Raw genomic sequence first — 21470 nt, 5'->3', positions numbered from 1 at the left:
CCTGAGGGGGCGAGAGCATGGAAGTGGCCCACCCGGGTAGTGCCGATGCCCCGCGGCGACCGCGGCGCCGCGCCGAGAGCCGAAAGACCCGCAAGGCTGCGGTCGCGATCGCGCAGCGGATCGTCGACGACATCACCGAGGAGAAGCTGTCGCCGGGGGCGAAGCTGGCCGGCGAGCGGGACATGTTGCTGCGCTTCGACGCCGGCCGCGGCACGCTCCGCGAGTCACTGCGCTTCCTCGAGATGAACGGCGTGATCACGCTCAAGGCCGGTCCGTCCGGCGGGCCGATCGTCGCCGCACCCGACGGGCACGACCTTGCCGGCGTCCTCGGCCTGTTCCTCCAGATGCGTCAGCTGCCGTTCAAGGCGTTGATCTCGGCGCGAGAGATCCTCGAGCCGGAGCTCGCCGCGTCGGCGGCGGAGTCCGGCGACGGGGTCCGGCAGGCCGAGATCACCGACTCGATCGAAGGCATGCGCGCGTTCCTGGATGACGAGCAGAACTTCCTGGCCGAGAACGACCGCTTTCACGCGGCCGTCGCGGCCGCCTCGGAGAACGACCTGTTCGCCCTGCTCATCACGTCACTGCACACCATCACCGACGGCATGCCGCTCGGGGTCAGCTACCCCCCGGCGCGGCGCGACGCGGTCCTGCGCGCCCACGAGGCTGTGCACGACGCGATCGTCGGCCGAGACCCCGAGGGTGCGCGCTGGGCCATGCGCCGCCACATCCGGGAGTTCCACCGCTACGTCGAGGAGCGTTTCCCGGCCGTGTACGAGCGGCCAGTGCGCTGGCGCGACATCGCCCCCTGAGCAGCCCGTCCCCGGGCCGGCGACGACCAACCCGGGGCACCCGCCGACGCTGTCGTCGGCCGACCAGAAGGAGTTCGGATGTCGATCTTCCCGACCTTCGTCGACGAACTCGAGGCGCGGACGCGCATCTACGACGTCCTCGTCCGGTACTGCCGGGGCATCGACCGGGGTGACCACGCCTACTGCCGGGAGGTCGCCTATCACGACGGCGCCACGGACGACCACGGCGGCGGCGTCGAACGGGTCGACGACTTCCTTGCGACGAGCCGGGCGCGGCACGCGAACCTGCAGCACAACATGCACACGATCGGCAACGTCGTGATCGACTTCCTGTCGACCGAGGTCGCGTGCGTCGAGAGCTACCTGATCGCGGTCGAGTGGTACGACGGCGGCTACGACTTCGGGATCCGCAACATCCCCGACCCGGGCCCGGCCGGGGCGCGCATCCTGTCATTCTGCCGCTACGGCGACATCTTCGAGCGCCGCTCGGGGGTCTGGAAGATCGCCGAGCGGGTGACGATCTTCGGCGACATGAGCTACGAGCCGCTGGCCGCCGACCCCGTGCTGCCCGGCGGCTTCCGCGCCCAGCGGCACGGTCCCGACGACCCGATCTTCGCAATCCTCGAACGGGCCCGGCAGCGGGCCGAGGACCACGCCACGACCCGGGCCTGACGGGCCGGTCCGCCGTACGGTGGCGGACCTCTGAACTCCTATCCCTGCGCATCATTATCCATCACAGCGGCGTGAGGGGCGGTCCGCCCGCGACGCACGCGTGGACACACGAACCAATTCACGCAAAGGAGACGATCCGATGTCTTCGTGTTCGAGCGGACCCCGTACCGGGAGATCCCCACGACGCCGGACCACCCGGGTGCTCGTCGCGGCCGCGGCGGCCGCGGCCACGCTGGTTGTCTCGGCCTGCGGGTCGGGAGGCGGCAGCGGCAGCGGCGAAGCGGGCTCCGGCGGCACGGCCGCCGACGTCTCCTTCGACGCCAGGACGACCCTCGACCAGGCGTTCGCCGGCATCACGTTCCCGCAGCCGACACAGGGCCCGGCCGCCCAGTCCGGCAAGAACGTCTGGTACCTGTCCTGCCTGTCGTATCCGACGTGCCGCAACCAGGTGTCCGCCTTCGAGGACGCCGCCAAGACCCTCGGCTGGCAGGTCAACGCGCTCGACAACAAGGTCGACCCCAACACGGCGATCAACCAGATCCGCCAGGCGATCTCGGCCAAGGCCGACGCGATCGTGCTCAACGCCCTGGACTGCTCGAAGATCAAGACCGGCCTGGACGCGGCCAGAGCGGCCAACATCCCGGTTCTCGGCGTCTCGGCCGCCGACTGCGACGACCCGCTGCTGGGATCGGCCGCGGGCCCCGAGCCCGGGTTCGCCGCGGTGCAGAAGCTCGACGGCACGAACTCGGTCCTCGAGTACTTCCAGCTGCTCGGCCGCTCCAACGCCGAGGTCACCGTCGCGGCCGCGGTGCAGGACGGGATCACGTCCCCGCGGATCATGCGGCTGGCGATGACCGACGTGCTGTACCAGAAGATGAAGGCGGAGGCCTTCGACAAGCGGGTCGCCGAGATCTGCCCGAACTGCACCATCACCCCGGTCGACCTGACGCTGTCCCAGATGGCGCAGCAGGGGCAGCAGATCTTCCGCAACGCCTTCCTGCAGAACCCGACGGCCGACGTCGTCTACTTCCCGTTCGACGCCGCGCTCCCGGCCGGACTGCAGCCGGCACTGGCCGGAGCCGCCAACGTCAAGGTCGCCTGCTGCGGCGACGGCCAGTCGGGCAGCATCGACTTCGCCCGCTCGGCCGCCGCGCACGTGATCGTCAACGTCTCGCCCAACACGTTCTTCGGGTACGCCCAGGCGGACATCATCAACCGCCTGCTGGCCGGCCAGAAGCGCGCCGACCTCCCCAACGAGGGCGGTTACGTGCAGTACCTCGACAAGACCCACAACATGCCGGCACCCGGAACAGCCGGGCCGCCCCCGCCGTACGACTTCGTCGCCGGCTACCAGTCGGTCTGGCGCAACGGATGAGCTCGACCGGTGGTTCTGTCCGCACCGCGCCCGCGTCCACCGTGGCGACGACCCCGCCCGCCGACCGCGTCGTCGCGCTCCGCGTGCAGGACGTCTCGAAGACCTTCGGCGCCACCCGTGCGCTGCGCTCGGTCTCGTTCGAGATCGAGCGGGGATCCATCCACGCGCTGCTGGGGGGCAACGGCTCGGGCAAGTCCACCATGATCAAGATCATGGCGGGCTTCCACCGGGCCGACCCCGGCGGGACGATCACCGTCGGCGAGCGCACTCTGGCGGCGGACGCGACGTCCGCCGAGGCGGCGAGGGCGTCGGGCCTGCGCTTCGTGCACCAGACCCCCGCGGTGTTCGGTGCGATGACCATCGCCGAGAACATCGCGATGGACGGCGGCTTCCCCACGACGGGCCCCGGGATCAACTGGTCACGGTTGCGGAAGCGGACCCGGGCCCTGCTGGAGCGCTTCGAGATCCCCGGCGGCCCCGACACCGAGCTCGGGACGCTGCGGCCCGCCGAGCAGACCATGGTCGCCGTCGCCCGGGCGTTGCAGGACGTCGACGCGTCGAGCCACTGCGTCCTCGTGCTCGACGAGCCGACGGCGTCGTTGCCGCCGCACGAGGCGAGCCTGCTGCTGAGCGCGTTGCGCTCGCTCGCGTCGTCCGGCCAGGCGATCCTGCTGGTCAGCCACCGCATCGACGAGGTGCTGGCGATCGCGGACGCGGTCACCGTGCTGCGCGACGGCGAGCTCGTCGTCACCCGGCCCGGCGCCGGGCTGACCGAGGCGCAGCTCGTCGAGTACATCGTCGGGCGCCCTGTGGAGACCGTCTACGCGGAGCCGGCCGCGGCCGTCACCGGCGAGACGGTCCTCGAGCTGCGCGACGTGACCGGCGGACCGCTGCGCGGCGTCGACCTGCACGTGCGCAAGGGCGAGATCGTCGGGATCGCCGGCCTGCTCGGCTCGGGCCGTACCGAGCTGCTCAGGATGATCTTCGGCGCGGACCCCGTCGAGGGCGGGGTGGTCCGGCTCGGCGGCGCGGATCTCGCCGCCCGCACCCCGGCCGAGGCGATGGTTGCCGGCGTCGCCTACGTCCCGGAGGACCGCGAGCACGAGGGGATGCTCGTCGACCACACCGTGCAGGAGAACATCTCGCTGGCCTCGCTGCGCTCCTACCGGCGCCGGCTGCGGATCAGCTCGCGCCGGGAGCGGGGCGACGCCGCACGGGCGATCGAGCGGTTCTCGATCCGGACGCCCGGGCCGGACGCGCTGATGTCGTCGCTGTCGGGCGGCAACCAGCAGAAGGTCGTCGTGGCCCGCTGGCTCAAGCGCGACCCGCGGCTGCTGCTGCTCGACGAGCCGACCCAAGGCGTCGACGTCGCTGCTCGCGCCGAGATCCACCGCGCGGTGCGCGACGGCGTCGACTCCGGCCTCGCCGTGCTCCTCGTGTCGTCGGACATGGAGGAGCTCGCGCTGGCCTGCGACCGGGTGCTCGTGCTGCGCCGCGGCCGGATCGTCGGCGAGGTCGGCGCCACCGAGCTGACCAAGGACCGGCTGACAGAACTCGTCTACCTTGCAGAGGAAACGTCATGACGACCCCCGGCTCGCAGGTCCGTGAGCGCCCCCACCCCGCGGACGGGGGCACGCCCGATCCGCCGGTCCCGGGCCGACGGCGCCCGAGCATCCTCGACCTCGGCGAGCGCTTCGGCCTCGTCGTCATCCTCGTGCTCGAGATCGCGTTCTTCGTCGTGCTCGAGCCCGAGACGTTCGGGACCCTGGCCAACGCGCGGATCGTCACGACGTCGATCAGCGTGCTGGCGGTTCTGGCGATGGGCCTGATGCTCCCGCTGCTCGGCGGCCGGTTCGACGTGTCCACGGGCGCGATCCTGTGTGTCAGCTCGGTGGCGACGGCGTCGGCGATGAGCCGCTACGGGCTGCCGCTGGGGGTGGCGATCATCATCGGGCTGGTCCTGGGCTGCGCTATCGGGGCGCTCAACGGGCTGGTCATCGCCTACCTGGGCGTCAACTCGATCATCGCGACGATCGGCACGGGGACGGTGCTCGTCGGGCTGGTACAGGCCTACACCGAGGGACTCCCGGTCCAGAACGGTCTGTCGCCGTGGCTCGTCGAGCTCGGGAACCAGAACCTGCTGGGCGTACCGACACTGTTCCTCATCGCGGTCGTGGTGTGCTTCGCGTCCTGGTACCTGATCACCCAGACGCCGTGGGGCCGGTTCCTCACCGCGACGGGCTCGAACCTCAACGCGGCCCGGCTCAACGGGATCCCGGCCCGGCGCATCGTCTTCCAGAGCTTCGTCGTGTCGGGCCTGCTCGCCGGCATCGGCGGCATCATGCAGATCGCCGCCCAGGGCAGCGGCGACCCGTCGATCGGCGGGATCCCGTTCATCCTGCCGGCGCTCGCCGCGGTGTTCCTCGGGGCGACGACGCTGCGCCCCGGCCGCTACAACGTCGGCGGCACGTTGCTCGCGCTGATCTTCATCGCCACGACGATCAGTGGGCTGATCTTGGTCGGACTGAAGCCGTGGGTCACGGACGTGTTCAACGGCGGTGCGGTCGTGGTGGCCATCGCGATTTCAGCGCAGGTACGCAGGCGTCGGACCGGCTCGATGGACGTCGGCGGGTGACCGCCGCCCGGCCCGGGCCGGCTCGACTGGACCTGCACGCCAAGTGGCACCCCGGTCGGGACGAGGATGCCTACCGAGTGCAGGTCGAGGCCGTTCGTCCCACATCGCCGCCGGCCACACCTGCCACGCGAACCTGACCGTGCGAATGCACGGCCGGCTGGACGGCGACCCGTTCGAGCTCTACCGCTCGCTGGTCATGGCGCAACGAGGTGCCCACAACGCCGACCTCGACCTCGGCGGGCACGCCTCACGGTCACGGGAGCGTGCGGGGCCCCGCGCTGCTCACGGTCGAGCGCCACCCGACCGTGTTGCAACTGACTTCTGACATCACCGCTCGACTGCGGCCTGGTACCGGCCTGGCCGAGCTGTTCACCGCGCTGTTCCCCTGCGGATCGATCACTGGCGCTCCCAAGACGTCGATGATGAAGCTGATCGCCGAGCTCGAAGACACCCCGCGAGGCGGCTACTGGCGCTGCCATCGGCTGGATCGCGCCCCCACAGAGCAGGTCGGCGCCCGCTTCGGCGCCATCCGCACCGCCGTCGTCGATACTCCCCAAGGCGGCTCCATTTGCGCAGGTCATGGACCTGTGAAGCGATCTCAGATCGCCACTCTTGACGCGTGGCACGAGCGAACCGTGTTCGTGCACGTCGAGGGGGTCCGGGTCTGACCCAGATCGGGTTCGCGACGCTGCTCAGCCTGCCCGGCCCACCTACCGAACCGGGTCGACCGGGGTCCGGGCCTCTTCCGTGGCGATGCTGTGGGACGGCAGGACGCCGAACCTGCGCCGGTAGTGCTCCGCGAAGCGGCCCAGGTGGTGGAACCCCCACCGATGGGCGATCTCGCTGATCGGCACGCCCGCGCCCCGGGCGAGCAGGTCCTGACGGGCCCGATCCAGGCGGACGTTGCGAATGTACGTGGCCGGCGACACGCCCAGCTCGTCGCGGAATCCCACCTGCAGCGCGCGCATGCTCACGCACGCGACCCGGGCCAGGTCGGGTGCGGTGATCGGCTCGGCGGCGTGCTCCTCGGCGTACTCCATCGCGATGCGGACGTGGGTGCGGCCGGCCGCTCGGCCGGTGGTCGTGAGCAGGTCCTGGTGGTCGTGTGGGATCACCAGCAGCATCTGGCTGATGACGTAGGACTCCAACTGGGCCCGGACGAGCGGGAGCTCGGCGGTGCCACCCGGTCGCGCGAGCTCGGCCTGCAGGTGGCGCACCGCGGCGAGCAGGCTCTGCCCGCGCGCGGACCTCAGGCCGAAACCCAGGTCGAACCGGATGGGTGCGTCGACCGGTCGGCCGGCGAGGGCCGCGAGCTGGCTCTCCATGGCGGTCCGCGGGATCTTGATCGCGTACTGCACCGCGTCCGGGTTCCACCGCACGACGTAGGGCTCGGCGAAGCCGAACGCCGCTCCACCGCGGCCGCCGTCGGTGGCCGCCGAGCGGTTACCTTGGCGCACCTGCGTGCTGCCGGCCAGCGTGAGGTTGACGTGGTAGCAGGACAGCATGGGTGGGCAGAGGAGCTCGACGTCGGCTCCGTAGCGCAGGTGCCCGAGGGTGAGCTGCCGCGAGTGGAGGTAGGCCAGCCTGAAGTCCAGCGGCCGGTTGTCGTTCGAGGTCAGCTCGTGGGGGATGTAGACCGTGGTGATGTGGTGCCTGGCCTCGGCGAGGTCGTGTGCCTCGCGGATCGGCGCCGGGTCTGTTCCCGCGGTCGCGTCTGCGTGCTGTGTCATCGTGACCGGACTCCGTCGTCCCCGACCTGGTGGCGGTCCGGCCGACGCTAGCACCGGAGCGCTGCTGCCGGGCCGCGCGTGCGTTTCCCGGACACGACCGGTGCGTGCGGCGGACATCCCGGGTTGGCGTGCGCGCGGTGACACCGGATCGTGCGTTTCCGGGATACGCCGCCCCCGAGGGCGCGCCGCAGGCTCTCCTGCATGCCGGTCGACCCGCATCAGACGGATCGCGGGGCAGCGAGGTGATCGAGGTGGGGGACCCGGGCGGCGGTGACCCGAAGCGTCGGTGGGCAAACACGCGTCCGCAGGGAAGCTCGCCGTCGGAGCTCGGTGAGCACAACGAGGAGAGCCACGTCGGTGGGCCCGGCGTCGCCGGGGCGCGGCGCGAGCGGTGGGCCGCGCGCGGACATCATCTGAGGAGAGAGGCCCGATGGGAAAGCTCGATGGCAAGAACGTCGTCATCACCGGTGCGACCGGTGGGCAGGGACAGGCCGCGTGCCGGCTGTTCTGCGAGGAGGGCGGCCGGGTGCTGGGCACCGATCTCGATGAGCAGCTCGGTGCCCAGCTCGCGGAGGAACTGTGCGGGAAGGGGCACGACTTCGCGTTCGTGACCGCGGACCTGTCCGGGTCGGCAGGGTGCGAGCGGTTCGCGGGTGAGGTCGGCGCCAGGTTCGACCGGGTGGACGTGCTCTACAACAACCACGGGATCATCCTGGGCAAGCCGCTGTTGGAGACCAGCGAGGAGGAATGGGACCGGGTCCACGACGTGGACCTCAAGAGTGTCTTCCTGCTCACCAAGCAGATCGCCCCGCTGATGCTCGACCACGGCGGCTCGATCATCAACGTGTCGTCGGTCGGCGGGCTCGTGGCGTTCGCGAACATGGCTGCTTACGGTGCCGCCAAGGGCGGGCTCGCCATGTTCTCCAAGGCCGCGGCGGTCGACCTCGCGCCCTACCGGATCCGTGTCAACGCGATCTGTCCCGGTGTCGTCGACACCCCGATGCCCCGCAACTTCATCAGCGGGCTGGCGGAGAAGGACGCGATCTGGAAGGGCTTCGAGGACGGCCACCTCGTCGGCAGGCTCGGCCGTTCCGAGGAGATCGTCTCGCTCGCGCTCTACCTCGCGAGCGACGACTCGACGTTCATGACCGGCGCCGCGGTCCCCATCGACGGTGGCTGGTCCGTTCGATGAACCGATTCCGTTCGAGGAGCAGTGACATGACAGATGTGACCAGGACGGCCGTCGTCTCGACGATCACGGCGGAGTTCGCCCACGAGCTCGTCGCCAAGGCGGTCGAGGCGGCGACCGTGGACGGCAAACCCATGGTGATCACGGTGTGCGACCGCGAGGGCACCCTCAAGGCCTTCGTCCGGATGGACGGGGCGCCGCTGCTGTCGGTACAGATCTCGCAGGACAAGGCCTACACGGCCGTCGCGTTCGGCATCCCGACCGACCAGTGGCACGAGTTCATCAAGGACGACGAGCCGTTGCGGCTCGGGATCCCGCACACCGCCCGCTTGGTGACCTTCGGCGGCGGCTACCCCCTCGTCGTCGACGGCGAGATCGTCGGCGGCATCGGCGTCAGCGGTGGTCACTACACCGACGACATGGCCGTCGCGCAGGGCGCGCTGCGGGCCGTCGGCCTCGCGGACTGACCGCGCCGGTCCCATCTCTCTCCGCCCCGACCCGATCCGAGGAGCACCCCCGTGAGCAGCGCAGCAGAACGTCTGGGTCTCGTCCCTGCCACTCGACGGCCGGAAAGCGAGCGCACGCCGGTTGCCGACGGCCGCACCACGCACCCGATCTTCAACGACCAGCCGCTCAAGCTCGGGCTGTTCGGTACCAACTGCTCGTACGGGCTGACGATCAGCGATGCCGAGACCACCTACGAGCCGACCTGGGCGCACACGCTCGAGATCGCGCAGAAGGCCGACCGGCTCGGTTTCGAAGCCCTCGTGCCGGTGGCCCGCTGGCGCGGCTTCGGTAGTACCACCAACTTCAACGGCACCTGCTTCGAGACCTACACGTGGGCGACCGGCCTGGCGGCGCTGACCGAGAACATCGGCATCTTCGCCACGTCGCACCTGCCGACGCTGCATCCGATCGTCGCGGCCAAGATGGCGACGACGGCCGACCACATCTCCCACGGCCGCTTCGGGCTCAACCTCGTCATGGGCTGGTTCACCCCGGAGATGGAGATGTTCGGCGCCGAGCAGCGCGAGCACGACCAGCGCTACGTCTACGGCCAGCAGTGGATCGACTTCGTGAACAGGCTGTGGACGGAGGAGGGCTCCTTCGACTTCGTCACCCAGGACTTCACCAGCCTCGACGTCGAGTCGTATCCGAAGCCCTACCAGGGTCCGCGCCCGGCATTGATCAACGCGGGCAACTCCAGATCGGGCATCGACTTCTCCGCCCGCAACGTCGACGTCAACTTCGCCGCGATGGACACCGTCGAGACGATGAACGGCTACACGTCGCAGCTCAAGGCGAAGGCGCGCGACGACCACCAGCGCGAGATCCAGACCATGACCTACGGCCTGATCGTCTGCCGCGACACCGAGGACGAGGCCAAGCGCGACTTCCAGCACATCGTCGACATGGGTGACCGCGACGGCGCCGACAACGTGATGAAGGTGCTCGGGATGCAGAGCGAGTCCTTCGCCTCGCAGCTCGCGTCCTATCAGGAGCGCTTCATCGCCGGCTGGGGCGGCTACCCGATCGTCGGCACCCCGGAGCAGGTCGTCGAGGAGATGCAGCGGATCCACGACATCGGCGGAATGGACGGGATGATCATGGGGATGCTCGACTACAACCAGGAGATCGACTACTTCGGCGACAACGTCCTGCCGCTGCTGGAGCAGGCCGGCTTGCGCCGCTGAGGAGCTGGTCGTGTCCGTGACGGTGTGAGTGGGCCCGCCCGATGGGCCGCATCACGTGCTGGCGGTGCTCGCGCCCGCGGTGTGCGCCGAGCTCGGAACCGGATGGCGCGCACCGGTGTGTCCGGGCCGAGGCGCGGCGGGCAGCCTGACCGCCACCGGTGCGACGACGTCGAGTTTCGTCGAGACCGATGGCGCGGGTGACCGGGAGGTCGTCGGCCGTTCCGCACAGAACATCCGACAGCGGCCCCGGAGTGGCGTGCTCCGGGGCCGCTGTCGTCCAGCGGCCGGTCAGTGACGCAGGCCGGCCTGCTTGAGCAGCGGCATGACGTTCTCACCGAAGTACTTGAGCTCTTCGTTGTAGTCGATGAGGCCGAAGATCATGCCTTCCATGCCGGCCTCGTTGAGCTCGCCGAGCTTCTCGGTGACCTGTTCGGGGGTGCCGACGATCGGGTAGCCGCCCCAGCCGGCGATGAACCGTTCCTGCATCTTGACCGCGTGGTCGAAGGACTGTGAGGCACCGGATCCGGCGATCTTGATGACGTTGCCGGCGGCGCCCCAGTCACCCTCTTCGACGACCTGCTGGAAGGCGCGCTCGGCCTCCTTCTCGGTGTCCCGGCAGACGACGAGGCCGTAGGTCATGGCGTGGATCGTGCGCTGGTACTCGTCGCGCGCCTTCTGTTTGAGCGCGGCGGTGTAGGCCTTGATGTTGTCCAGGGTGTCGAGGGAGGCGAAGTTGAAGTCGACGTTGCGCGCCGAGAACTCGATGCCCGACGGCGAGTTGCCCGCGTTGATCAGTGCGGGGCGCGGGCCCTGGTGCGGCTTGGGATAGGCCTCGAGCAGCTCCGCGTCGAAGTACTTCGAGTGGATCGCGAAGCTGCCCTCCTCGGTCCAGAGCTTGTCGACGAAGTCGAGCCACTCCTGGCCGTAGGCGTAGCGCTCGTCGTGCTCGCGCTGTTGCGAGCCGAACATCTCCATCTCCGGCGGCACCCAGCCCATCACCATGTTGAGCGCGAAGCGGCCGCCGGAGATGCGGTCGACCGTGGTCGCCTGCTTGGCGGCGACGATCGGATGCATGGTCGGGAGGTGGCTGGTCGCGGCGACGGCGATCCGTTCGGTCGCTTCGGCGACGCCGGCAGCCCAGGTGTAGGTCTCGAAGCAGTTGCCGTTGAAGTTCGTGGAACCGCCGAAACCCTTCCAGCGGGCGACGGGGACGAGGACGTCGAACCCGAGGCGGTCGGCACGCTGGGCGATCTCCTTGGTGTGGGCCCAGGTGATCTCGAAGCTGGACGGGGCGTGGCTCATGATCAGCCCGTAGCTGGTGTTGGTGCCGAACAGGCCCAGTTTCATCTTCTGGTCGCCGAAAAGCGGGTTGGTCTCGGTGCGGTCCTGCGCGGGCCGGGTCTCGGACGCGGGGCGGGGGTCGGTGGGGTTGAGGCCGAGGCGCTCGTTGGCGGTGACGGTCATCGCGTTCTCCTGTCGCTGTGGCGGGTGGGCTCGGCTCGTCAGCCGAGCTGGAACGGGTCTCGCGTACCGCCGGTGAGTTCCACGAAGACCGACTTGTTCTCGGTGTACTCGTTGACGGCGTCGACGCCGTTCTCGCGGCCGATGCCGCTGGCGCCGAAGCCGCCGAACGGCATGTTGGGGGCGATCACGCGGTACGCGTTGATCCAGACGGTTCCCGCGCGGAGCCTGCCCGCGACCCGGTGGGCCCGGTGCACGTCCTTGGTCCAGACCGCGCCGGCCAGCCCGTACGGGGTGTCGTTGGCGAGCTTGAGCGCCTCGTCCTCGTCGGTGAAGGTGTAGGCGGCCAGGACCGGGCCGAACACCTCCTCGCGGACGATGGTGTTCTCCGGGGTCACGTCGGTGACGACGGTGGGTTTGACGAACAGGCCGCCGAGCTCGGCGTCGGGCTCGCCACCGCAGGCGAAGGTGGCGCCCTCGGCGGCCGCGCCCTGCAGGTAGCCGAGCACCTTCTCGTACTGCGGCTGGTTCGCGACCGGTCCCATCTCGGTCTCGGCGGCGGTGGGGTCGCCGAGCTTGATCTGGTTGGCGCGGGCGACGACCTTCTCGATCAGGGCATCGTGGACGTCGGCGTGGACGATCAGCCGCGAACCCGCCATGCAGGTCTGGCCGGTGGCCGCGAACACGCCGGCGACCAGTCCGTTCGCGGCGGCGTCGAGGTCCGCGTCGGGGAAGACGATCTGGGGGGACTTGCCGCCGAGTTCGAGGGTGACACGGTTGTAGTTGGCGACCGCGGCCTGGGCGACCTTGGCGCCGGTGACCGACGAGCCGGTGAACGCGACCTTGTCCACGCCCGGGTGCCCGGAGAGGGCCTCACCGGTGGAGCGGTTCCACCCGGTCACGACGTTGAGCACGCCGGCGGGCAGTCCGGCCTCGTGCAGGATCTCGGCGAAGGCCACCGTGGACGCCGGCGCGTGCTCCGAGGGCTTGACGACCATCGTGCAGCCGGCGGCGAGCGCGGGCGCGAGCTTGAAGGTGAGGAGCAGCAGCGGCGAGTTCCACGGCGTGATCGCCCCGACCACGCCGACCGGTTCGCGGGTGGTGTAGCCGAAGTAGTTCGGGTTGACCGGCGGGACCGTGCGGCCCTCGACCTTGTCGGCCAGGCCGGAGAAGTAGTAGTACCACTGGGGCAGCGCGTTGAGCTGGCCGAGCATCTCGCGCAGCAGCTTGCCGGAGTCGTTGACCTCCAGGCGGGCGAGCCGTTCGGCGTTGGCGGCGATCGCGTCGCCGCACCTGCGCATGATCGCGGCGCGCTGGAAGCCGGTCATCCGGCCCCACTCGCCGTCGAAGGCGGCGCGGGCCGATGCCACGGCCTCGTCGACGTCCTCCGGCCCGCCGTCGGCCAGACGGGCCCAGGGCTGCCCGGTGTAGGGGTTCAGCGACTCGAACGTCCGGCCCGAACGGGCATCGACGGACTTCCCGCCGATGAACAGCTTCAGCTCCTGCAGTGTTGTCATCGTCGACCCTCCTGGGACGTGCTGGACCTGGTGTCGGACGACGCTAGGACCGGCCACCGGCGCGGACTATCCGTGCGCAGCGCCTGGGGAGCCGATGTGCGCAGCCTGCGCGGAACGGCTGGAACGTCGCCGTCCGGGGACAGCCGATCCGGTGAGGTGTCACTATCGTCAGGCGATCCCGGCGACGGGACGGGCAGCAGGAGGAGCCGATGCAGTCATTCGACTCACCATCGGGTGTCTCGCGCCTGGGGCGCTACCAGGTGCTCGACACGCGCGACCTGGAACAGGCACGCGAGGCGGTGGCGGACGTGTACCTCGACCACGATCTCGCGGCGCCCACCGACCGGCTCGACATGACGCTCAACGCGACCTCGGACCGGCTCTTCACCCTGGGCTACCTGACGTACCAGTCGGCGGCACGGCTGGTGATGCCGGCGACCGAGGACAGCTACCACATCAACATCACCGTCGGTGGGAACACCATCGCGCAGCGCGGGGACGGTGCCCGGGGCGCGACCGCGGCGGGGGTGTCGGGGCTCGCCCTGCTACCCGACCGCGTCACGACCGTGCGGTGGTCACCGGACGCGGAGCAGTACATCCTCAAGATCCCGCGGCTCGTCCTGGAGACCCACCTGAGCGAGCAGCTCGGCCGGCCTGTCCGCGACGTCGTCGAGTTCGACTTCGAGATCGACTTCAGCACACCGGCCGGGCGCACGCTGGTGTCGTCGGTGGAGTTCCTGGCGCGGGAGCTCGACCGTCCCGGCGGGCTCGCCGACATGCCGATCGCCCGCGAGCAGCTCGAGGCGTTCGTGATGAGCCAGCTCCTGCACGCCGGGCGCCACCAGTACTCCGACGCCCTCGCGGCGCCGGACGATCCTGTCCGCCGTGGACGTCTGGCGCCCGTCCTGACCTACATGGAGCAGCACGCCGACGAGCCACTCACCCCTCAGGAGCTGGCCCGGATCGGCTGCATGAGCGTCCGCACCCTGCATGCGACGTTCGCCCAGGAGCTCAACGAGTCGCCGATGAGCTACCTCCGGCGGATCCGGCTCGACCATGTCCGGGCGGAGCTCATGCGCAGCGACCCCGGTGTGACCGGTGTCAACGAGATCGCGCTCCGCTGGGGCTTCTACCATCACAGCCGGTTCGCCCAGCAGTACAAGGAACGTTTCGGCGAGCTCCCCCGCGAGACCCTCCGGAGCTAGGAGCACCCCTGGGGAGCCAGGACCACGTAGCCGCCCCGGTGGAACAGCAGGGGTGCCCGCTGCGGGTCGGCTCCCAGGTCCCGCACCCGCGCGACGACGATCGTGTGGTCACCGCCCGGGTGTTCCTCCTCCAGCGTGCAGTCGATCCACGCGGCGGTGTCCGCCAGCACCGGCGCGCCGGAGGGAGCCCGGTCCCAGGTGACGCCGGCGAACTTGTCGGTTCCGGAGCGCGCGAAGGCGGAGCTGAGCTCGCGGTGCGCGTCGGCCAGCACGTTCACGCAGAAGGAACCCGTCTCGCGGATCCGCGGCCAGGTGGTCGAGGTCCGGGCGGGACAGAAGCTGACCAGCGGCGGGTCCAGGGACAGCGAGCTGAAGGACTGGCAGGTGAATCCGGCGGGTCCGGCCGGCGTGACGGCGGTGATCACCACGATCCCGGACGCGAAATGGCCCAGCACGGAACGCATGCGGGAGGGGTCGATCGAGGGCACCTCGGTGTGCGGCGTCTCGTCCATGGCGGGAACGGTATGGCTGTGCGGGCGGCGCCGGATATCCGTGGATCGCCGTGGTTCAGCCGTCGAACGCGGGCGGCGGCGCGGAGCGGCTGTTCGCCGTCGGCCAGCGGATATCGCCTGGTCGGCGAACCCGCATACCGTCCTCGGGGCCCGACGACGTGCCCGATGTGAGGAGTCGACGTGAACGCGAACCCCAGTTCCCTGCCGGGCGCCGGAGCCGTCCAACGTGCCGTCGCAGCGCTCGCGGCCGGTGGCATGGTGATCGTCACCGACGACGCCGACCGCGAGGACGAGGGTGATCTCGTGCTGGCGGCCGCGACGGCGACTGCCGAGCAGCTCGCCTTCGTGGTCCGGCACACGACCGGGATCGTGTGCGCCCCGATGGCCGCGGAGCGCGCCGACGTCCTCGGGCTGCCGCCGATGGTGCAGGACAACGCGGACGCCCACGGCACGGCGTTCACGGTGACGGTGGACCACGCGGCCGCCGGGACCGGGGTGTCCGCGGCCGACCGTGCGCGGACTCTCCGCGCGCTCGCCGACCCCGGGACCCGGCCGGAGGAGCTGCGCCGGCCCGGGCACGTGTTCCCGCTGCGTGCGAGGGCGGGCGGGGTGCTGGTCCGGGCCGGCCACACCGAGGCCGCCGTCGACCTGTTGCGGCTGGCCGGGCGGGAGCCGGTCGGGGTGATCGGCGAGATCGTCGCGTCGGACGGGTCGATGGCGCGCGGTGGGGTGCTGCGCGCGTTCGCCGCCGAGCACGACCTGCCCGTGCTCGCGATCGCCGACCTCGTGCGGTACCGGAGCGCGACGGAGCGGCTGGTCGAGCACGTCGCCTCCGCCGCCATGCCGACGGTGTTCGGCGACTTCCGGGCCGTGGCGTACCGCTCGGTGCTCGACGGCACCGAGCACCTCGCCCTGGTGCACGGCGACGTGGCGGAGGCGAGCCGCCGACCCGAGGGGACACTCGTGCGCGTGCACAGCGAGTGTCTGACCGGTGACATCATCGGCTCGCTGCGCTGCGACTGTGGCGACCAGCTCGAGCGGGCGCTGCGTGCGATCGCCGCGGAGGGCGCGGGCGTCGTGGTGTACCTGCGTGGGCACGAGGGTCGGGGGATCGGCCTCGCTCACAAGATCCGCGCCTACGCCCTCCAGGAGTCCGGGCTGGACACCGTCGACGCGAACACCGCCCAGGGCCTGCCCGTCGACTCGCGCTCGTACGGGACGGGTGCTCAGATCATCGCCGACCTGGGCATCTCCCGGCTGCGGCTGATCACGAACAACCCGGCGAAGTACGGTGGCCTCGACGGTCACGGGCTGGAGATCGTCGCGCGGGTCGGCTTCCCGTCGGAGCCCACGTCGCACAACCTGCGCTACCTCCGCACGAAGCAGCAGCGGATGGGGCACACCCTCGACCTCGACGCGCAGAGCGGCTGAGCCCGCGATCCGTCGGTGGCCCGCCGGTCACCGGGGATCGGTGCTCGTTCCCCCGACGATGTCGATGATTGTCTTGCCGGGCATGCGTGTGCGGCGGCTGAACGCCTCCCGGGTCTCGGCGAGGGGGCGGACGCTGCCGACCAGGGGGCGCAGGTGTCCGTCCCGGACCAGCTGGGCGAGGTCGGTGAGCCGGGCGCGGTCGGGTTCGACGACGAAGAAGACGGCGCGGCCGTCCGCGGGCTGCACGGTGGGCGGCTCGGCGATGGTCACGAGCGTGCCACCGGGTCGTACGAGCGCGGTGGAGCGCTCGAGGACGTCGCCGCCGATCACGTCGAGGACGACGTCGACCTGGCCGAGGTCGTCGAGTGTCTCCGTGTCCAGGTCCAGGAAGGCGTGTGCGCCGAGGCCCAGCACCACGTCGCGGTCGGCGGCCCGTCCGGTGCCGATCACCTGGGCGCCCGCCCGCTGTGCGAGTTGGACGGCGACGGATCCGACACCGCCGGCGGCACCGTGGATCAGCACTGTCTGGCCGGTGGTGAGCCGGGCGTGGTCGAACAGCGCCTGCCAGGCGGTGAGGCCCGAGATCGGCAGGGCCGCGGCGACCGTGTGGTCGATGTCGGCGGGGAGGGGGGCGAGGTTGCGCGCCTCGACGGCGCAGTACTCGGCCAGCGAGCCGTTGCGGGCCCAGTCGGTGAGGCCGAAGACGCGTTGGCCGACGGTGAGGCCGGTGGTGCCGAAGCCGAGCTCGACGACGACGCCGGACAGCTCGTGGCCGGGGATGCTGGGGGTGCGGTCGCGCCCGGCCCTGTCGGTCCAGGTGGCGGGCCAGGCGAGTTCGCCGGGGGTGAAGCCGGCGGCGTGTACCGCGACGATGACGTCGTTCTCCGCGGCGTGGGGGTAGGGGAGCTCGGTCGTCTCGAGGCCGGCTGTTCCGGTTTCTCGGTCTCGAACGATGATGGCGCGCACGGTGGGGTCCTTCCGGGGTCGGGTGTCTCGGTGGTGGTGCTGCGGTGGTGCGGTGGTCGGGCGGGCGGTGTCAGCTGGGCCAGGGGGAGCCGAGCATGCGTTCGACGGTGGTCGTCCGCCGCAGGTCGGGGATGAAGTGTTCGAGGACGTCCGAGTTCACCGTGCCGTTGGTGGTGTCCGGCCGGTCCTTGTTGCCCTCGAAGTACGCGGTCAGGAACTCGTTCTTGAAGTCGCCCCGGGGGTGGGCGGCGACGATCTCGTCGATCTGGTCGGGGTCGATGTCGTCGAGTCCCAGACCGATGACGTCAGTCATGACGCCGAGGTGTGTCGCGGCGATCTCGGGGCCCATGCGGGTGGGGATACCGGGCGTCGTGTGCAGGGCGATGGCGGCCCACACGGTGTCGGCGGCGGCGGGGGAGAACCCGTGCTTGAGGAGGAACGCGCGCCCGTGGTCGGCGCCGTCGACCTCGAAGCGCTGCACCTCGTGCGAGTAGGGCGTCGTCAGCCCGGTGTCGTGGAACATCGCTGCGAGGTACAGCAGTTCGGGGTCGGGGGTCAGGGCGAGCCGGCGGGCATGGAGCCTGCCGAAGAGGTAGACCCGCTGGGAGTGGTGGTGGATCAGTGGGCTCGTCGTTTCCCGGACGAGGCGGGTCGCTTCGGCGACCGGCGCCGACTCGGGAATCTCGATACCCGCCACGGTGTGTGACATGAGTTCTGCATCGCCTTCCATGGTGTCGATGGGTGTGTCCATCGAATGGTGCCGAACGTGGGGTGTCCTGCGCTGCTCTCGTCCGGCCGGAAACCCCTCGGATCAGGACGCGGGGCTGTTCCGGGTCGTGGCCGTGTGTGGTGCGGTCGGTGTGCTACCAATGCGCGGTGTCCCCGTCCGGAGCTGCCGGAGCCGGCCGGCTGCCGCCGCCCGGAGGATCGTCCGGTGGGTCGACGACCGGCCGGGTGGGTCCGGGTCGTCACTGTGTCGCGTTCCTGGTCTATGACGGCGTGACCCTGCTCGACGTGGCGGGCCCGGCCGAGGTGTTCGTGGAGGCCAACCGGTTCGGCGCCGACTACGGCGTCCGGTTGATGTCGCCGACGGGTGACGACGTCGTCTCCAACCTGGGTTTCCGGGTGGCGGTCGACGGCGCCGTCTCGTCGGAACCGGCGGTGGGCACGTACCTGGTGGCGGGCTCGGGCCTGTTCCCCCGCACGTCTGTGCCGCGCGACCTGGCGAGTGCGGCGCGGGTGCCGGCGGCCGGGGCGGGCCGGGTCGGCTCGATCTGCACGGGGGCGTTCGTGCTGGCGGCTGCCGGTCTGCTCGACGGGAAGCGTGCGACCACCCACTGGCAGGTCGCTCACGAGCTCGCGTCGCGCTGTCCGACGTGCACGGTCGAGCCGGACGCGATCTACGTCCGTGACGGCACCACGTACACGTCGGCGGGGGTGACGGCCGGCATCGATCTCGCGCTCGCGCTGGTCGAGGAGGACCACGGCGCGGACGTCGCCCGTGACGTCGCGCGGGCGCTGGTGGTCTACATGCAGCGTGCGGGTGGGCAGTCGCAGTTCTCCGCACCGCTGCAGGGACCGCCGCCCAGGACTCCGGCGCTGCGGAAGGTGACCGACCTGGTGACGGCGGATCCTGGGGGGAGCCATTCGCTCGGCGACCTGGCGAGGCATCTCGGGGTCAGCACCCGACATCTGACGCGGCTGTTCCACGACGAGCTGGCGATCACTCCGGCCCGGTACGTGGAGAGCATCCGCTTCGATGTGGCGCGGGCGGCGCTCGACCAGGGGCACACGGCGACCGAGGCCGCCGCCCGTGCCGGGTTCCCGAGCTACGAGAGCATGCGACGGGTCTTCGCGAGGCGTCTGTGCATGAGCCCGACCGCCTACCAGCGCCGCTTCGGTACGACCCGCCGCACGCCGACGTCGTAGGTCAGATGCCGGATGCGGTGGCGCGTTCGCGGATCTCCAACGCGGTCTCGAGCATCTGATCGGTACCGGCGAACCAGTCCTGCAGGTTGAGATCGATGATGAGCTCGTCGGCGCCCGCATCGGCTGCGGTGTGGACGTCCTCCAGGATCTGGTCGAGGGTGCCGATGAACGCGGATCGGTCGGGACCTGTCGGGCGGTCGGTGAAGGTGACGTTGCCGACCACGATCATCTCCATCCGGTCGGCGTCCCGGCCGAGGTCGGATGCCATCTGGCGGAGCCGGTTCCAGCTCGCGCGGAGCTCGGCTGCTCCTGCCGGCCCTGGCGTGGTGAGGAGCGGTAGCCAGCCGTCGGCCCGCCGGGCGATCCGCTGGACGGCCCTGGAGCCGGCGTCGCGGCCCAGGTCGCTGCCGCCTCCACCCAGCATGACCGGGATCGTCGTCACGGGTTTGGGGAGGACGGAGGCGTTGTCGATGACGACGCGGGGGCTGTGGAAGGTCACCGGGTCGGGGGCCCAGGCGGTGGCGAAGACGTCAAGCGTCTCGTCGAGGAAACGCCCGCGGTCCGCGCGGGTGGCGCCGGTGGCGCGGAGCTCGTCGCTGGACCAGCCGCCGCTCATGCCGGCGATGACGCGGCCGCCGCTGATCTGGTCGACCGTGGCCAGGGTCTTCGCGAGCTGGATCGGGGTGTGCAGGGCCGCGACGAGGACGGCGGTGCCGAGCCGGACCTTCTCGGTCGCGACCGCGGCGGCGGTGAGGACGGCCAGGGGGTCGGCGGCCTGCCGCTGGGTCTCGGGCCACGGCACGTTCGGCGGCGCGTAGGGCTCGGCGGGCGTTGCCGGGAACAGCAGGCGTTCGTAGGTCCAGAGGCTGTCGTAGCCCGCGGTCTCGGCTGTTCTCGCCGCATGGACGAGGTCGCGTCGCAGGTCGACGCCGAGTCGCTGGGGCAGGCGAAGTCCGAGTTTCACGTGGTGCTCCGATGTGGTGGTGGTCGTGGTTGCGCACCACCGAGTCTGAACACTCACATCGATGTGAAGGTCAAGCGTAGGCTCGGCCACATGAGGATCGGGGAGCTCGCCGAACGCACCGGCGTCTCCCGCCGCCTGCTGCGCTACTACGAGGAGCAGGGCCTGGTCGTCCCCGGCCGTGGGTCCAACGGCTACCGGGAGTACCAGGACGCCCACGTCGACGTCGTGCTGCAGATCAAGGGACTGCTCGACGCGGGCCTGCCCACCCGCATCATCCAGCAGCTCCTGCCGTGCCTGGACACGCCGCAGAGCATCTACGTGCCGGACGTGACCCCGGAGATGATCCTCACGCTGCGGCGGGAGCGCGACCGGCTGTCCGAACGTATCGAGTGCCTGACCCGTAACCGGGACGCCGTCGCCGACTACCTGGGGAAGGTCCTCGGAGTGAGGGCGGCGAACGCCGGGGCGAGCGGCCGGGCGTCATCCGACGGCGACGGCCGGCCGCGTCCGGTTCGCCGCGATCTCGTCGAGGAAGGCACGCGCCGCGGGTGACGCGCTCGCGCTGACGGCCACGGCGAGCGTGCGGACGGTCCTCGGCAGGAGCGGCCGCACGACCGTCTCGGCGGGGACCGCGCGCAGGGCGACCGCGGGCACGATGCTCACACCGAGCCCGGCACCGACCATCTCCAGCACCGCGGCCAGCTCGCGGGCCTCGAACGCGATGTCGAGGCGGACCCCCACCTGGCGGGCGACACTCTCGAACACCTGCGCGCACCCGCAGTTGGACCGGATGAACGGCTCGGCGGCCAGCGCCGCGTAGTCGACCGCCTCGGCTGCACCCAGCGGATGGCCTGCGGGCAGGACCGCGACCATCTCGTGGCTGTCCAGCAGTTCGAGCCGCAGCCCGGGAGCCGGCACCGTCACCACGCCGGCGTCGACGACGCCCTGGTCCAGCCAGTCGCGGATCTCGTCGTCGCTGCCCTCGAGCAGCCGCACCTTCACCAACGGGCACCGCTCCGCGAAGCCGCGCAGCAGCGGCGCGATGAGGGTGCCGGTGGCCGACGGCAGGCTGGCCAGCCGCAACGTGCCGGTCACCTGCCCCGACACGGCGGCGACCTCGGTGCGCAGCAGGTCCGACTGCCGCACCACTTCGCGGGCGTGTGCGACCGCCCGGACGCCGGCCTCGGTGAGCGTCGCCCCGGCGCGGTTGCGGGCCAGCAGGGGAGCGCCCAGTTCCGCCTCGAGGGCGGCCACCGAGCGGCTCACGGCGGGTTGTGACATGCCCAGGGCGGCTCCGGCTGCGGTGAACCCGCCGTGCTCGATCACCGCGATGAGCACCTTGAGCTGCAGCAACGTCATGAGCCGGGAACTCCTCATGCGC

The 21470-nt window shown here is 70.8% G+C and carries 20 protein-coding genes and 1 pseudogene; 13 read left to right on the top strand and 8 right to left on the bottom strand.

What is annotated here, in order from left to right; genetic code table 11:
• Positions 1-17: 17 nt before the first annotated feature.
• From AB7F12_RS00800 to AB7F12_RS00775, 6 genes are all read left to right on the top strand, one after another.
• A complete protein-coding gene (locus AB7F12_RS00800; RefSeq protein WP_428496857.1) occupies positions 18-809 on the top strand; it encodes a FadR/GntR family transcriptional regulator in 792 nt (263 codons plus the stop codon).
• Positions 810-887: 78 nt separating this feature from the next.
• Entirely contained in the window at positions 888-1481 is a 594-nt protein-coding gene (locus AB7F12_RS00795; RefSeq protein WP_428496858.1) for a nuclear transport factor 2 family protein, read from the top strand.
• A gap of 199 nt (positions 1482-1680) precedes the next feature.
• Positions 1681-2856 (top strand): substrate-binding domain-containing protein, encoded by a 1176-nt coding sequence (locus AB7F12_RS00790; protein WP_428496859.1) that lies wholly within the window; start codon positions 1681-1683, stop codon positions 2854-2856.
• Positions 2853-4439 carry a sugar ABC transporter ATP-binding protein gene (locus tag AB7F12_RS00785; protein ID WP_428496860.1) on the top strand — a complete coding sequence of 529 codons (1587 nt, stop codon included), beginning with the start codon at positions 2853-2855 and terminating at the stop codon, positions 4437-4439. Before AB7F12_RS00790 ends, AB7F12_RS00785 begins: the two co-directional genes overlap by 4 nt.
• Positions 4436-5491 carry an ABC transporter permease gene (locus tag AB7F12_RS00780; protein WP_428496861.1) on the top strand — a complete coding sequence of 352 codons (1056 nt, stop codon included), beginning with the start codon at positions 4436-4438 and terminating at the stop codon, positions 5489-5491. Before AB7F12_RS00785 ends, AB7F12_RS00780 begins: the two co-directional genes overlap by 4 nt.
• Positions 5492-5754: 263 nt before the next feature.
• A complete protein-coding gene (locus AB7F12_RS00775) occupies positions 5755-6159 on the top strand; it encodes a chorismate-binding protein (RefSeq protein WP_428496862.1) in 405 nt (134 codons plus the stop codon).
• A gap of 42 nt (positions 6160-6201) precedes the next feature.
• On the opposite strand, the gene AB7F12_RS00770 is transcribed toward AB7F12_RS00775, so the two are convergent.
• Positions 6202-7221, bottom strand: coding sequence for an AraC family transcriptional regulator (locus AB7F12_RS00770; RefSeq protein ID WP_428496863.1), 1020 nt, complete (start codon positions 7219-7221; stop codon positions 6202-6204).
• Positions 7222-7651: 430 nt separating this feature from the next.
• Here AB7F12_RS00770 and AB7F12_RS00765 point away from each other — a divergent pair, with 430 nt between their 5' ends.
• The 3 genes from AB7F12_RS00765 to AB7F12_RS00755 are packed head-to-tail and all read left to right on the top strand — an operon-like array spanning position 7652 to position 10104.
• Positions 7652-8413 carry an SDR family NAD(P)-dependent oxidoreductase gene (locus AB7F12_RS00765; protein WP_428496864.1) on the top strand — a complete coding sequence of 254 codons (762 nt, stop codon included), beginning with the start codon at positions 7652-7654 and terminating at the stop codon, positions 8411-8413.
• 26 nt (positions 8414-8439) lie between these two features.
• Entirely contained in the window at positions 8440-8877 is a 438-nt protein-coding gene (locus AB7F12_RS00760) for a GlcG/HbpS family heme-binding protein (RefSeq protein ID WP_428496865.1), read from the top strand.
• Between the two features lie 51 nt (positions 8878-8928).
• Positions 8929-10104, top strand: coding sequence for an LLM class flavin-dependent oxidoreductase (locus AB7F12_RS00755; RefSeq protein ID WP_428496866.1), 1176 nt, complete (start codon positions 8929-8931; stop codon positions 10102-10104).
• Positions 10105-10392: 288 nt separating this feature from the next.
• Here AB7F12_RS00755 and AB7F12_RS00750 read toward each other — a convergent pair whose 3' ends face one another.
• Both AB7F12_RS00750 and AB7F12_RS00745 read right to left on the bottom strand, forming a co-directional pair.
• A complete protein-coding gene (locus AB7F12_RS00750; protein WP_428496867.1) occupies positions 10393-11568 on the bottom strand; it encodes an LLM class flavin-dependent oxidoreductase in 1176 nt (391 codons plus the stop codon).
• Between the two features lie 38 nt (positions 11569-11606).
• The gene (locus AB7F12_RS00745; protein WP_428496868.1) at positions 11607-13082 is read right to left on the bottom strand and encodes an aldehyde dehydrogenase; all 1476 of its coding nucleotides are present in this window, start codon (positions 13080-13082) and stop codon (positions 11607-11609) included.
• 209 nt (positions 13083-13291) lie between these two features.
• Here AB7F12_RS00745 and AB7F12_RS00740 point away from each other — a divergent pair, with 209 nt between their 5' ends.
• Positions 13292-14287, top strand: coding sequence for an AraC family transcriptional regulator (locus AB7F12_RS00740; RefSeq protein WP_428496869.1), 996 nt, complete (start codon positions 13292-13294; stop codon positions 14285-14287).
• Here the strand turns inward: AB7F12_RS00740 and AB7F12_RS00735 are convergent.
• Positions 14284-14799, bottom strand: a complete 516-nt coding sequence (locus AB7F12_RS00735) for a flavin reductase family protein (protein WP_428496870.1) — start codon at positions 14797-14799, stop codon at positions 14284-14286. The genes AB7F12_RS00740 and AB7F12_RS00735 overlap by 4 nt on opposite strands.
• Positions 14800-14979: 180 nt before the next feature.
• On the opposite strand from AB7F12_RS00735, the gene AB7F12_RS00730 reads away from it, so the two are divergent.
• Positions 14980-16230 carry a bifunctional 3,4-dihydroxy-2-butanone-4-phosphate synthase/GTP cyclohydrolase II gene (locus AB7F12_RS00730; RefSeq protein WP_428496871.1) on the top strand — a complete coding sequence of 417 codons (1251 nt, stop codon included), beginning with the start codon at positions 14980-14982 and terminating at the stop codon, positions 16228-16230.
• A gap of 27 nt (positions 16231-16257) precedes the next feature.
• On the opposite strand, the gene AB7F12_RS00725 is transcribed toward AB7F12_RS00730, so the two are convergent.
• On the bottom strand, positions 16258-17196 hold the full coding sequence (locus AB7F12_RS00725; RefSeq protein ID WP_428496872.1) for an NADP-dependent oxidoreductase: 939 nt from the start codon (positions 17194-17196) through the stop codon (positions 16258-16260).
• 70 nt (positions 17197-17266) lie between these two features.
• Positions 17267-17905: an HD domain-containing protein gene (locus tag AB7F12_RS00720; protein ID WP_428496873.1), complete on the bottom strand. Its 639-nt coding sequence runs from the start codon at positions 17903-17905 to the stop codon at positions 17267-17269.
• A gap of 167 nt (positions 17906-18072) precedes the next feature.
• Here AB7F12_RS00720 and AB7F12_RS00715 point away from each other — a divergent pair, with 167 nt between their 5' ends.
• Entirely contained in the window at positions 18073-19125 is a 1053-nt protein-coding gene (locus tag AB7F12_RS00715; RefSeq protein ID WP_428517832.1) for a GlxA family transcriptional regulator, read from the top strand.
• Position 19126: 1 nt separating this feature from the next.
• On the opposite strand, the gene AB7F12_RS00710 is transcribed toward AB7F12_RS00715, so the two are convergent.
• On the bottom strand, positions 19127-20089 hold the full coding sequence (locus tag AB7F12_RS00710; RefSeq protein ID WP_428496875.1) for a TIGR03619 family F420-dependent LLM class oxidoreductase: 963 nt from the start codon (positions 20087-20089) through the stop codon (positions 19127-19129).
• A 90-nt stretch (positions 20090-20179) separates the two neighbouring features.
• Here AB7F12_RS00710 and AB7F12_RS00705 point away from each other — a divergent pair.
• Positions 20180-20527: pseudogene (locus AB7F12_RS00705) on the top strand (MerR family transcriptional regulator); the annotation flags it as partial.
• Positions 20528-20569: 42 nt separating this feature from the next.
• Here AB7F12_RS00705 and AB7F12_RS00700 read toward each other — a convergent pair.
• Entirely contained in the window at positions 20570-21448 is an 879-nt protein-coding gene (locus AB7F12_RS00700) for a LysR family transcriptional regulator (RefSeq protein ID WP_428496876.1), read from the bottom strand.
• Positions 21449-21470 lie beyond the last annotated feature (22 nt).

The organism is Pseudonocardia sp., from assembly GCF_050250275.1.
Classification (GTDB): Bacteria; Actinomycetota; Actinomycetes; order Mycobacteriales; family Pseudonocardiaceae; genus Pseudonocardia.
Note: the sequence above shows the minus strand (reverse complement) of the source record. Positions and strands in the feature narration are given on the sequence as shown.

Excerpts from the sequence above, each read along its gene's own strand:
- AB7F12_RS00800 (WP_428496857.1), top strand. The coding sequence starts at position 18 with ATGGAAGTGGCCCACCCGGGTAGTGCCGATGCCCCGCGGCGACCGCGG.
- AB7F12_RS00795 (WP_428496858.1), top strand. The coding sequence starts at position 888 with ATGTCGATCTTCCCGACCTTCGTCGACGAACTCGAGGCGCGGACGCGC.
- AB7F12_RS00785 (WP_428496860.1), top strand. The coding sequence starts at position 2,853 with ATGAGCTCGACCGGTGGTTCTGTCCGCACCGCGCCCGCGTCCACCGTG.
- AB7F12_RS00780 (WP_428496861.1), top strand. The coding sequence starts at position 4,436 with ATGACGACCCCCGGCTCGCAGGTCCGTGAGCGCCCCCACCCCGCGGAC.
- AB7F12_RS00770 (WP_428496863.1), bottom strand. The coding sequence starts at position 7,221 with ATGACACAGCACGCAGACGCGACCGCGGGAACAGACCCGGCGCCGATC.
- AB7F12_RS00765 (WP_428496864.1), top strand. The coding sequence starts at position 7,652 with ATGGGAAAGCTCGATGGCAAGAACGTCGTCATCACCGGTGCGACCGGT.
- AB7F12_RS00760 (WP_428496865.1), top strand. The coding sequence starts at position 8,440 with ATGACAGATGTGACCAGGACGGCCGTCGTCTCGACGATCACGGCGGAG.
- AB7F12_RS00750 (WP_428496867.1), bottom strand. The coding sequence starts at position 11,568 with ATGACCGTCACCGCCAACGAGCGCCTCGGCCTCAACCCCACCGACCCC.
- AB7F12_RS00745 (WP_428496868.1), bottom strand. The coding sequence starts at position 13,082 with ATGACAACACTGCAGGAGCTGAAGCTGTTCATCGGCGGGAAGTCCGTC.
- AB7F12_RS00740 (WP_428496869.1), top strand. The coding sequence starts at position 13,292 with ATGCAGTCATTCGACTCACCATCGGGTGTCTCGCGCCTGGGGCGCTAC.
- AB7F12_RS00735 (WP_428496870.1), bottom strand. The coding sequence starts at position 14,799 with ATGGACGAGACGCCGCACACCGAGGTGCCCTCGATCGACCCCTCCCGC.
- AB7F12_RS00720 (WP_428496873.1), bottom strand. The coding sequence starts at position 17,905 with ATGTCACACACCGTGGCGGGTATCGAGATTCCCGAGTCGGCGCCGGTC.
- AB7F12_RS00700 (WP_428496876.1), bottom strand. The coding sequence starts at position 21,448 with ATGACGTTGCTGCAGCTCAAGGTGCTCATCGCGGTGATCGAGCACGGC.